This window comes from Lysinibacillus sp. NPDC098008 (assembly GCF_044760715.1).
GTDB lineage: Bacteria > Bacillota > Bacilli > Bacillales_A > Planococcaceae > Lysinibacillus.
The window spans coordinates 138489-151237 of record NZ_JBIWBA010000005.1 but is presented as its reverse complement, the minus strand read 5'-3'; the positions used below and the strand labels follow the sequence as shown (position 1 = coordinate 151237).

The 12749-nt window shown below is 38.2% G+C and carries 12 protein-coding genes; all 12 read right to left on the bottom strand.

Features of this window, described 5'->3' with window-relative positions:
• Positions 1-163: 163 nt before the first annotated feature.
• Positions 164-1081 carry a DMT family transporter gene (locus ACIQVU_RS07815; protein ID WP_340807295.1) on the bottom strand — a complete coding sequence of 306 codons (918 nt, stop codon included), beginning with the start codon at positions 1079-1081 and terminating at the stop codon, positions 164-166.
• Positions 1082-1255: 174 nt separating this feature from the next.
• Complete coding sequence (locus ACIQVU_RS07810) at positions 1256-1564, bottom strand: Zn-ribbon domain-containing OB-fold protein (RefSeq protein ID WP_340807297.1); 309 nt, start codon at positions 1562-1564, stop codon at positions 1256-1258.
• A gap of 279 nt (positions 1565-1843) precedes the next feature.
• A complete protein-coding gene (locus ACIQVU_RS07805; protein WP_340807299.1) occupies positions 1844-2977 on the bottom strand; it encodes a thiolase C-terminal domain-containing protein in 1134 nt (377 codons plus the stop codon).
• A complete protein-coding gene (locus ACIQVU_RS07800) occupies positions 2974-4455 on the bottom strand; it encodes a class I adenylate-forming enzyme family protein (RefSeq protein WP_340807300.1) in 1482 nt (493 codons plus the stop codon). The genes ACIQVU_RS07805 and ACIQVU_RS07800 overlap by 4 nt, the downstream gene beginning before the upstream one ends.
• Positions 4456-4466: 11 nt before the next feature.
• Positions 4467-4943 carry a PPC domain-containing DNA-binding protein gene (locus ACIQVU_RS07795; protein WP_340807302.1) on the bottom strand — a complete coding sequence of 159 codons (477 nt, stop codon included), beginning with the start codon at positions 4941-4943 and terminating at the stop codon, positions 4467-4469.
• Positions 4936-5682: an SDR family NAD(P)-dependent oxidoreductase gene (locus ACIQVU_RS07790; RefSeq protein ID WP_340807303.1), complete on the bottom strand. Its 747-nt coding sequence runs from the start codon at positions 5680-5682 to the stop codon at positions 4936-4938. The genes ACIQVU_RS07795 and ACIQVU_RS07790 overlap by 8 nt, the downstream gene beginning before the upstream one ends.
• Before the next feature lie 17 nt (positions 5683-5699).
• On the bottom strand, positions 5700-7025 hold the full coding sequence (locus ACIQVU_RS07785) for a TRAP transporter large permease (protein ID WP_340807304.1): 1326 nt from the start codon (positions 7023-7025) through the stop codon (positions 5700-5702).
• The gene (locus ACIQVU_RS07780) at positions 7022-7519 is read right to left on the bottom strand and encodes a TRAP transporter small permease (RefSeq protein WP_402894684.1); all 498 of its coding nucleotides are present in this window, start codon (positions 7517-7519) and stop codon (positions 7022-7024) included. Before ACIQVU_RS07780 ends, ACIQVU_RS07785 begins: the two co-directional genes overlap by 4 nt.
• Positions 7520-7530: 11 nt before the next feature.
• The gene (locus ACIQVU_RS07775; protein WP_402894681.1) at positions 7531-8553 is read right to left on the bottom strand and encodes a DctP family TRAP transporter solute-binding subunit; all 1023 of its coding nucleotides are present in this window, start codon (positions 8551-8553) and stop codon (positions 7531-7533) included.
• 173 nt (positions 8554-8726) lie between these two features.
• Positions 8727-9833, bottom strand: a complete 1107-nt coding sequence (locus tag ACIQVU_RS07770) for a CdaR family transcriptional regulator (protein ID WP_340807307.1) — start codon at positions 9831-9833, stop codon at positions 8727-8729.
• Between the two features lie 54 nt (positions 9834-9887).
• On the bottom strand, positions 9888-11219 hold the full coding sequence (locus ACIQVU_RS07765; protein ID WP_340807308.1) for a (Fe-S)-binding protein: 1332 nt from the start codon (positions 11217-11219) through the stop codon (positions 9888-9890).
• Entirely contained in the window at positions 11206-12621 is a 1416-nt protein-coding gene (locus ACIQVU_RS07760; RefSeq protein ID WP_402894836.1) for an FAD-linked oxidase C-terminal domain-containing protein, read from the bottom strand. The genes ACIQVU_RS07765 and ACIQVU_RS07760 overlap by 14 nt, the downstream gene beginning before the upstream one ends.
• Between the last annotated feature and the right edge of the window lie 128 nt (positions 12622-12749).

Genomic DNA, 12749 nt, shown 5'->3' with positions numbered 1-12749 from the left:
AATTTCCTCCATCATCTTCTCGTTTAAGTTGCTGACGTCTTGAATCATTAAACTATCAAAGATCACCAAAAAAGACCTAAACCCCACCGCAAAAAACGCCAAATAATACTCATAAAATCCTTAAAACCCTCTGCACAGATACGGGTACTGTTTCACCTGTCTACTAGCTTTGATCGTGGCGGTGTTTTCTTTGGAGGAGCTTTTCTTCTAGGTTGCTTGTGCCGATGATGACGCCTGCGATAATAATTAGGCTGCCGATAAATTGCTGTAGTGTGATGACTTCGTGTAAAAATAGTGCTGCGCCTATTAATGCAAAGATTGTATTGAAGTTAACGAAAATGGCTGATTCTGCTGCACCGATATGCTTTATGCATAGGTTATATAGTGTGTGTCCAACTGATGTGGCTAGAACCGCTGATAGAAAGAATATAAGCCATAGGAGTGGACTAAAGGATACAAAGGCTGTGTAGCTTTGGATGTTTGTTACTAATGTGAAAATTAATAATATGGATGAGCCAATTAGTAGCATCCAGCCTGTCGTTAGCATAGGTGAAATAGTTGTAGTTGCTCGACGAATGGCGATAAAGCTAAAAGCCTGTAAAAAGAACGACATAAAGACAAGAAAGTCACCTAGCTGTAGATTTGTTAGCTCTGTTAGATCATCTACAACAGCAAAGAGTACGCCGATGCCTCCAAGCATAAAGCCGATTAATTTTGTTTTTGTCATTACGGTATCTTTAAATACAACCGCAATAAGAGCTGTGAATAGTGGGCTCAAGCCGCTAATAATAGCTGTTTTCATAGCAGTTGTTCGAACAATACCATATGCTAGAAAAGCATGGTGACAAATAACACCAAAAAAGCAACCGATTAATATGTACTTAAATGGCATGTTCTTTACATATAACTGCTGTTTCGTTAGCTTTAAAATAATAAAAATCACAATACCCGCTAGAAAAATACGGGCTGTTTGTATTGTTAATGGATCACCATTGGAAACAATTACTTTTAGCCATGTCACATTCATGCCCCATAGGAACATGACGAATATTAAAATAGAATATACTTTTGTATTTGCCAAGTCATCACCTCATGTTTTATTCACGCCAAAGGAGAACGTTATCTGCTGAAAAATCGATTAATCTTTGCAAGGAGATATTTTTAGAAATACGTTATCTAGCCTATACCTTATCACAAATCTTTCATAAGAAAGTAGGCTGTTGGGAAAGTTTGATCTTTTCCAACAGCCTACTTATTAAGCAGCATTGCTTTTTTTATAAATGTACGTTCCATCTACAATTTGATCGAGCTGAACAGGATCGCCAATTTGAACATCTCCATAAATACGCACTGTTAGCTTTGCTTTAGAATCTTTAAGCTGTACTAATGCCACAACATACGGTGCTAGCTCAGCGTATTCAGCAGGAGCAATATGAATAACAGTATAGCTATAAACTGTCCCCTCGTCTGGAACTTCTCGTTCGTTTTTGATTTCTTGACGACAGATGCTACAATATACTTTTTTTGTAACCGACTCAACACCACAGCATTCATAAACCCTCATTAGTATTCGGCACAGAATCGCCTTCTCTCCTTCCATGTAACAAAGTGCTTGCCTATGTTTATAAAGTAAAACTTCAGTCAGTGGGTGTTTTTCTCATCTCTACTGATTAGTGATAGAGGAACACAAGCTAACAACTTCACATCCTGTGAAAACGCTTGTGTGACCAACATCGTGTTGACCTCAATCGGGCTTTACAGACTGCCCGTCCCCCCACTTAAGCTAAAAATGAGGGTCTTACAGCCTGTTAATACGGTATAACCGATGCGCGAGCTTGAGCTATTATACTCTTTCTAAAATATGGACAACTGAATAGGAGCCAGTGCCACCTAAATTTTGTGCAAGAGCTAATCGTGGCTGCTTTTCTAGCTGATTTGGAGCATCTCCACGCAGTTGATGTACTAGCTGATAAAATTGTGCTACACCTGTTGCACCAATTGGATGTCCTCTTGATAAAAGACCTCCACTTGTATTGACAGGCTTTTCTCCGTTTACGCGTGTTTTCCCTTGCTCAATGGCTAGCCAGCCTTCTAATTTCGGGAAAAAGCCAAGCTCTTCAATAGCAAGCATTTCAGTCATGGAGAAGCAATCATGAATTTCAACAACATCAATATCGTCAGGACCAACACCTGCTTTTTCATAGGCTTGCTGTCCTGATATACGTATTGCTGGTAATGATAATAAATCAATGGCATCCTGCATCATTGTTGGACCAGAAGCCTGTGCGGAAGCTAATATTTTAATATCTGATGGCTTGCGCGATAACACAACTGCTGCTGCACCATCTGTAATTGGTGAGCAATCAAATAAGCCAAGTGGGTCTGTAATAATGCGCGCATTGATAATTTCCTCAAGCGTTGCTGGCTTTTGGAATTGTGCAAGTGGGTTGTGCAACGCATTTTCACGGTTCTTTAGGGCTACTTTCGCTAAATGAGATTTATTTGCACCTGTTTCATAGAAATAGCGATTGGCAACTACACCAAAAAATCCTGGGAATGTGAGACCAGCATAACGCTCATTTGTTGTTTGATCCATTGCAGAGTTAATAAATTGCGTAACAGTGGCTGTCGGTGCATGCTTCATTTTCTCAACACCAACAACTAAAACGCTTTCATATTCACCGCTTAAAATGCTTAAAACCCCTTGGCGTAAAGCAATGCCTCCTGATGCACAGGCACCCTCTAATTTCGCTGTTGGAATATGCCCAAGCCCTAAATCATTTGCTACAATTGCCCCTAAAATTTCTTGATTGACTAAGCTACCTCCCATGTAATTGCCGACAAAAACTGCATCAATCTTGATATCTCTTGCTTCATCGAGTGCCTCTCGGCTAGCAGTGAGCATTAAGTCTTTTAATGAAGTATTTTCGCTGTTGCCAAACTTCGTCATGCTTACACTATGCACATATACTGTCATTGCGTCACCTCCGTATGCTGTTTAACAAGCTCACGTTTTAAAATTTTCCCATAGGAGCTTTTTGGCAGTGCCTCAACAACATGGATTTCCTTCGGCTTTTTAAAGCTTGCTAAATGGTTTTGACAAAGCGTGATTAATTCATCCTTATCAATTTCTCCACGTCCATTTGGCACTACATATGCAACGATAGATTCGCCCCATTTGTCATCTGGAATGCCAATCACACATGTTTCTTTAATAAAGTCATGCTTATTTAAAACTTCCTCTACTTCACGAGGATAAATATTGACACCGCCCGAAATGATAACCTCTTTTTTACGATCAACGATATATAAATAGCCATGCTTATCTAGCCTGCCTAAGTCGCCTGTATGAAGCCAGCCATCACGCAATGTTTCTGACGTTGCTTTTTCATTGTTCCAGTAACCCTGCATAATAAGTGGACCTTTGGCAATAATTTCACCAATCTCTCCCACTGGGCATTCATTGCCCTCATCATCAACGATTTTCACATCGACAAATGGCCCAATTCTGCCACATGAATCAAGACGAGATGGCAAATCCTCACGTGGCATCATAGAAATACACATGGGTCCTTCCACCTGACCATATGTTTCTACAAATTTTGTTCCTACTTTGTCAAGTGCCTCCTGCAGCTTCGCAGCGGCAATTGGTGAGCCTGCCATATTAATCGATTTAATCGTATGCAGCTTTTGCGGGTTGAAATGCTCATGCTGAATCATTAAATTAACCATTGTTGGGACTAGGAAAATAATTGAAATACCATCCTGCTCTAATAAATGAACAAATTGCTCTGGCTCAAACTTATCGTATACAACCTGTGTTAAACCATAGAGCCATGCGACATGACTTAAAAAGTTTGCGCCATGTGTTAATGGTGCAACATGACCGATAACATCCTTATAATCTGCCTCACATGCTATTGCTAAAGAAAGCGCCCCGCTTACCATATTACGGTGTGACAGCATCACGCCTTTTGGGTTGCCTGTTGTGCCTGAAGTATACATTATTGCCATCGTATCATTCTCAGTTACTTCATTTTCATAAGCTTGTCCTTTAAATTGTTCAATGACTTGTTCATACTGCTCACCGCAATAAACAATGGGAAAATCAATTTGTAGCTGATTGATTAGTGATTGCTCCCCAATTATCAAGCTCATACCTGAATCCTTCACCTGATAATCATGCTCTTTTGGATGCAAGCGATAGTTAAGTGGTACTTTAATAAGACCGTATAGAGAAACGGCTACATCAAGCTCAATATGCTCTAAGCGATTTGACATTAAAATACCTACACGTGCACCCTTTTGCAGATTAAGACTTTTAAAATAGGCTGTTAGTGCATAGGCACGCTCGATTAATTGTGTATATGAAATAGAACGGTCTTTAAATTTAACGGCTATTTTATCTGGATACGCATGAGCGGATTTTAGTGCTAATTGGCCGATTGTACTCATTAATCTTCCTCCTACTCTTCAAAATGAAAAATTAGAACTTGGAATTGGTCATCTTTACGTCTTTTTGGTATAGCCTCTTTTAATGGATAGAGTATAAATTCTACTGTAATAGCAATTTCATTTTCTCCTTCAAGAAAGTGACCACCCGAAAAATTTTGATCACAATCTACAAAGGACCCATGGAAATGAATGTCTAAATCATTTGTTTCCATATCTATTCCAATAAAGCCTAAACCAGAAATAAGTTCTACTGGTGATGTAGTCTGTCGCTTTGGTGAATAAACAATGGTTCCTTCCTTTTCACCTCGTTGTACTTGGACATACGTAGCATGCTTTAAAGAGCCCATACATTGAAATTGCCCACCCATCACACCAAAGTGATGACAGACCTCCTTTATCCCAGCAAATAAATCTGTTCCTGCCTTCAATCTTCCGATAATTCTATCTGTAGGACGGTCGTATAAAGCCTGCCACCGCGCATTATCCAATACTGATCCCCCCGTCTACCTTTAGCACCTGAGCAGTTGCATAACCAGCCTCTCTAGATGCAAAATATAGCACAGCGCTTGCAATATCATCAGGCGTACCAATACGTTTAATAACCTGCTGATCTAAATTGTACGGAACCCCTGTTGTAATCCCTGTTAATGTCGCCCCCGGTGCTACAGAGTTACACGTAATATTAAGTGGTCCAAGCTCTTTTGCCACCCATTTTGTTAGCGCAATAACACCACCTTTTGATGCTGCATATGCTGGGCCTGAGCGACCTGTGCCATCCTCACCAGATGTTACACCACCATTTAAACCAGATACTGAGCTAATATTAATAATGCGACCATATTGCGCATCCTTCATATGAGGGTACACACATGCCTGTGTAAACATAAATGTCGCCTTTAAGTTTGTATCAAGATCACGTGACCAATCCTCAAATGTCATCGTTTCGATATTTTTACGGCTACATGTTCCAGCATTATTCACTAAAATATGAATCTCTCCATATTTTTCAATAGTACGATTAACAGTTGCCTTAATAAACTCTGCATCGCGAATATCACCTAAGCACTCTAAATAGCTATCATGTGCTAGTTTTTCAATTGTGTCCTCACATGAATTTAAGTCAACTAATACAACATGTACCCCCTGCTTTGAAAGCTGGATAGCAACTGCCTGTCCAATACCACTTGCTGCTCCTGTAACAATTGCTACATCATCCTTTAATGTCATAAACATGTTCCCCTTTGCTACTTAATATTTAATAAATCTGGTAAAAATGTTGATAAAGCTGGTATATACGTCACAAGTAATAAAACGATAATCGAGGCAACAATAAATGGCACAACCCCCTTGGAAATTTGGATAATATTCGTCTTTGACATACTTGCTGCAACATATAAATTTAACCCTACAGGTGGTGTAAATAAGCCGATTGCTAAGTTAATTGTCATAAATACGCCAAATACAGTTGGGTCTACGCCAAGCATTAGCATGATTGGCAGTAAAATTGGTACGAAAATATAAAATGCTGAAATCGCATCGATAAATGCACCTGCAATTAATAAAATAATATTTACTAGTAATAGAATAATAATTTTATTATCTGTCAAACCTAAAACCGCATCTGAAATTGTAGAAGCAATTTGTTCTGTTGTCACAATATAAGCAAAAACAGAGGCCGCACTAACAATAATCATCACAACGGCTGTTTGTAATGCTGATTCAATAAAAATACGATACATCATTTTTATGTAGCCCTTACGATGAATAAACAAGCCAACAATCAGTCCATAAACAACAGCAATAACCGCTGCCTCTGTTGGTGTGAAAAATCCTCCATAAATACCACCTAAAATAATAACGGGAATCATTAATCCCGGAAGCGCTTTAACAAATGCATCCCAACGTTCTTTTCCTGTACTTTTTCGCATCGTTGCTTCAACAGAGTCGTTAAAAATACCCTTTTTAATATCACGCTTACGAACATACATACCAGCGAGAAACAAACCGATACCAACTAAAATTCCTGGAATAACACCTGCCATAAATAGGCGATTAATCGTAATAGGGATTTGATCTCCTGCTACCACTGCGAAAATAATAAAGGCAATGGATGGTGGAATAATAATCCCGATAGCACCAGCACTTGCTACTAAGCCACCAGCCGTTTCTTTACGATAGCCGTTCTTCACCATGGCAGGAATTAAAATTCCTCCAATGGCAGCAACTGTTGCTGGACCAGAGCCTGAAATAGCGGCAAAGAAAATGGCTACCAAGACAGTTACAAGTACAATACCACCTTTGCGGTGCCCTACTAATGTTTGTGCAAAATCGATTAAGCGCTTAGAGATTCCGATATGATCCATAATGACGCCCGCTAAAATAAAGAACGGAATCGCTAATAATGTAAATTTCGCAACACTTGTATACATAATATCTGTTAATGCTTCAAATCCTGATAGGCCCTGTGACGTAAATAGAACAACCATGGAAGATACTGCTAAGGAGGCAGCGATAGGTACTCTTAAAAATACAAGCACTATAAATGAACCAAAAAGTAATAATGCTGTCATATCAACTCATCCCCCTTTGTTCCACTGCCTTCATTGCTCACTGCTTTAAATTCCTCAATCATCGCCTGTACTGTGCGAATTAAGCAAAGCAATGCGCCGAGTGGTAATGCTGAAGATAAAATCCATTGCGGCATTCCTAATGCTGGCGTTGTTTGATTAATTTGCATTTGGAACAATACCATATCGATTCCGTAATAGAGTAATACAGCAAACAATGCACCACTTGCTACTGATGAAATAATGACAATCACTTTCTTTGTCAGCTTATTCCCCTTGTCAAATAATAGGGTAAAACCAAGGTGTGCATACCTGCGCACACCTAAAGCTGTACCAACAAATGTTAGTAATACTAACAAATTGACTGTAATTTCCTCTGTAAAAGAAAGGGATAAATTGACTGCATTTCGAGAAACGATGTTTATAAATGTAATAAGTGTAATTGCTGCAAATGTAACACTTAATAGAATCTCTTCAAAGTAGTCTAAAAACTTCATCATATCCCCCCTTATGGCGTAAACGCTTTCAGTAAATCTTCGCCCCAAACATCTGTATATTTGGCATAGATTGGTTGAACTGCTTCTTTAAATGCCGCTAATTCTTCCTCTGTTGGTGTATAAACATTCATACCTTTTGCCTTTAAATCTTCAATTTGTGTTGCTTCCTTTTCACGCGCAATCTTTACTTGGTAAGCAGCTGCCTCTTTGCCTAAACGGTCAAATAGCTCACGATCTGCATCGCTTAAAGAATCATATAACTTCTTGTTCATCCCTAGCACTAATGGGTCATATGAGTAGTTCCATAATGTTAAGTAGTCTTGCACTTCCTCTAGCTTTGATGATGCAATCACATCAATTGGATTTTCTTGACCATCAATTGTGCCTTGCTGTAATGCTGTAAATACTTCAGAGAATGTCATTGTTGCTGGGTCTGTTCCTAGTGAGCGATATAAATCTGTATACATAGTAATACCAGGAATACGAATCTTTAAGCCATTTAAGTCTTCTGGTGCTTTAATTTCATGTTTACTGTTTGTAATTTGACGGAAACCGTTTTCACCATATCCTAAAGCGTGTACACCTTTTTCAGCTAAAAGCTCCTTCAGCTTTTCTCCACCTTCACCATTAAAGACTTTATCTACTTCAGCATGGTCTTTTAATAAAAACGGCGCACTTGTTACACCAAAGCGTTGATCTAAAATAGAGTAAATAATTGTAGAGTTAAATGTTAAATCAATTGAACCTTTTGCTAATCCTTCAACAGCCTTACCTGAATCGCCACCGGATAATTGTTCATTTGTGAAAACTTCGATTTTAATGCGGCCATCTGTTTCTTTATCCATATCATCTGCTAATTTTTTAGCTGCCTCATACCAAGTTGAAGAGTCCGATACCGTCACAGACATTTTTAATTTGTATGACTTTTCTTCACCATCAGCTCCTCCTCCGCCATTCCCACAGGCAGCTAGTACAGTTGAAACGATCAACAACATGACAAGGAGAAGATTTCTCCCTTTTCCTAATTTCTTCATAAATTAATCCCCCTACTCTTTATGTTAGACTTGATAATTATTCTACAATTCCGAAAAATCGGAATATATATGCTTTGGGGATAAAAAAAACAAAATAATCTAGCGATTTTTGTTCTTAACATATAAAAATTCTACAAAAACCAGCATTTTTTATGTTCTCTAATATTATTGATTTATAAACTTACTCTTCTTTTTTTGCGATACAGCAAAATGGCAATCATTAACTCTAATTTATTTTCGTTATTATTAATATCAATATTTAAAAGCTTCTCAATTTTTTTTAAGCGATACTTTAATGTATTTTTATGGATATGGAGCATATCAGCAATATCCTGCAATGCTCCTTTGCTTTTTAACCATATTTCTAAATTATAAATAAGCTCTTCTTCCCCGATTAATGAACCAATTGTTCTCTCAATAAAATTATCTACCTTTTGTTCTTGCAGGTCTGATAATAGCAGCTCTAATTTTAAATCCTCTTCAAACACAATTTGCTTATTTTCAATCGCAACTGTTAATGCATTACTTGCCTCATTGTATGATTCATTCAGCTTAAAAAAGGAATGCGAATTGCCGACACCTATAAAGATATCATTGTCATATAACTTGCTAAGCTTACGATTAAATGAATAAAGTGTTTCCTCTAAATGCATGCGTGTCACCTTTGGCACAAGCAGCACTAATTTATCGAAGCTCCATTGAAAAATATGTAATTGAGGATGGATTATTTGAATTGCACGCAAATAATCCACCCCCTTTTCATCAATTCGCCTATTCAATTGAATAATAATAACGCGATTGTAAAGTGCTGTATCAATATTTAACATTTCTGCTCGTTGCTCCAATAGTGCTTGATGAACCTGTCCATTTAATAAATCCAGTAAAAATAGCTCAAACATTTTTGTTTCTCGCTCTTTTTTACGGTGCATTAAAAAATCCTCAACAAAAAACTGTGTAATTTTTTGCACAAGTTTTCCGTATTTTTCAATTTCCTCAGGCTGTCCAGTAACGCCAATAACACCAATTGGCGTATCCTCAATAATTAAGGGCATCACCATTCCTTCCAGTACACCTTTTAATTGCGCTGATAGCTCCTTTGTCATATGCATAACCTCTTTGCTTTTCATGGCAAGTAACGCACCCTCATGAAATTGGTTCATCCTAGACATATCTGTGCTAGCGATAATAAAGCCATTATGATCAATTACAACAACTTTTTGATCAATTAGCTCACCAAGCTCCCTTACAATTTTTGTTCCAATAATTTGTAAATCAAACATTATGCCACCCCCATAGAAGTCTAACATCCTTATTATACTGAAAATTTAGTATATTTAAGATATTTTACTATAGTTTGCTATGCTATTGTAGAGAAAATCAACAATATGTGCGGCTTGTATACTACTCCCCAATTGTTCCTTATGAATACCTGCTTGAATTTGCAGTAAACATCCTGGATTGGCTGTCACAACAACTGCTGGCTCTAGTGCCTTAATCGTTGTCATTTTTGTAGTTAAAATCTCTCCTGCTAATGCAGGTTGCAGTAAATTATAAATACCTGCTGATCCACAGCATGTATTAGCACTTGGTAGCTCCTTAAACTGAACATTTGGTAATGCTTGTAAAATCATTCTTGGCTCATTAAATACTTTATTGACATTGCGTAAATGGCAGGAATCCTGATAGGTCACAACGGTTTTCTTGACTTGCTGTGGCAATGTCGCTAAATACTCCAACAAGCCAGCCTTAACAAGTAAACTGGAAATATCAATCGTTTTCTCAGAAAATCGAATCGCTTTTTCATGATAGCGCTTATCACTAGATAGATGCTTTTCATATTCCTTTAAAAAAGCACCACAGCCACCTGCATTATTGACAATATAGGTATAATCATCTGAATCGAATAACTCGACATTATGAATTAGATTTTGCTTGCCACGCTTCAGCTCACCACTATGTCCATGCAAAGCACCACAGCAGCTTTGTTGATCGGGAATAACAACCTCAACACCAAGCATGCGTAGCAACGATACTGTTTTATCATTTGTTTCCCTATAAAGCGTATCCATTAAGCAGCCTGTGAAAAAAGCTACCTTCATTGTAGCGCTCTTTGCCTGCTTTAATGGCTGTACCTTTTTGGCAACTGCTGGCAAGGATGCCTCCATTGTTTTTAAATGCTTTGGGAATAAATTTAAAAAACCAATTTTTCGAACTACCTTTTGCAATCCTGTTTTTTGATAAAGATGCAATAGGCTGACTGCACGCTCCATATTTTTTTGCTCCACAAAAAGTCGATCAAATACAATATTGCGCGTTGTTTTTTCAACAAAGGATGATCGCTTTACCTCCTGTACAGCTTCACGAGTTTGCTCAATTAAAGCTCCATACTGTACCCCTGCTGGACATGCTGGTTCACACGCACGACAGCCAAGACATAAATCAAATGAGTGTTCAATAGAGGCATCAAATGGTACAAGTCCATCACGCACCGCCTTCATTAAAGCAATGCGCCCTCTTGGCGATTGTGCCTCATCCTGCTCCATATGAAGATATGTTGGACAGCTTGATAAACAAAAACCACATCTCATACAGTCAAGCAATAAATTTTCATCAACATGTGTTTGGAAAGATTGTTGCATTTGTTGCTGTACGCTAGTTACCACCATGTACCACCACCCTTTTCTTTGTTTCTTTTGCGAATAGTTTGCCAGGATTCATAATATTGTTTGGATCAAATGCTTGCTTAATATTTTTCATGACAGCAATGCCAACAGAGCCAATTTTCCATTCTAAATAAGGCGCTTTCATTTCACCTACACCATGCTCACCTGTAATTGTGCCACCTAACTCCAATGCCGCTTCAAAAATTTCCTCAAATGCCACCTCTACACGGTGCATCTCCTCCTCGTCCCGCAAGTCTGTTAGACAAGTAGGATGCAGATTACCATCACCTGCATGACCAAATGTAGCAATATTCACACGATGCTTTTCGGAAATATCATTGATTTTCTTGACCATTTTTGCAAGCTCTGAGCGTGGCACTGTTGCATCTTCTAAAATAACAGTCGGCTTTAATTTGGCTAAGGCTGATAGGGCAACACGCCTTGCTGTTTTAATTTGCTCCGCCTCCTGTTCATCCTGTGCAATTTGTGTAAAGAGAGCGCCATGCTCCTTAGCGATTCTTACCATTTCATGAATATCCTGCTCAACTTGATGCTTCTCTCCATCTTGCTCAAGCAATAGCATTGCCTCCACATCTGTTGAAAGACCGATTTTCATAAATTGCTCAACAGCAATAATTGTTTTCTTATCAAGAAACTCTAATGTCACAGGAATAATTTTGCTTGCAATAATATTAGAAACCGTGCGCGCTGCATCCTCTAATGATTGAAAGTATGCAATGCTGGTCATTTTATAGGATGGCAATGGGATAAGCTTTAGTGTAATCGCTGTCACAACACCTAATGTTCCCTCTGCGCCAACAAATAATGATGTTAAATCATAGCCTGCTACATCCTTGGCGAGCTTACCACCTGTTTCTAAAATATCTCCATTCGGTAGCACAACCTGTAGACCTTTGACATAATCTTTTGTAACACCATATTTTAAACCACGTAAACCACCTGAGTTTTCACTAACATTGCCCCCAATTGTTGATATTTTCATGGAGCTTGGATCAGGTGGGTAAAATAAGCCATGTGCTTCAACAAATTGGCAAAGATTTTCCGAAATAATACCGGGCTGCACTGTAATCGTTAAATTTTCTTTATCGAAATTTAAAATTTGATTCATTCGATTAAATAAAATAACAACACCACCATCATAAGGCACTGTTCCTGCTGCAAGATTAGTCCCTGAGCCTCGTGGAATAATCGGCACGTTATAGTTATTACATATTTTTAATACCTCTGTGATCTCCTCCGTGCTTTGTGGGGAAATCACAAGCTCTGGTAAACGCTGAAAGTTGGCTGTTGCATCATATGAATAGGCTAAAAGCTGTGCAGTGGAGCTTTTAACATATTTTTCACCAATAATTTCTGTAATTTTCTCGATTGCAATGTTATTAATAGGACTCACCTCAGCTATAGTTATTTATGTACTACCATTTTAGTAGTTTGAATTTTCTAAACATATGTCTAGTAAGATAAAAAAGCGTCGTATATTTTAATTTTTTTGTGTTATTAGACCAAAAAAGC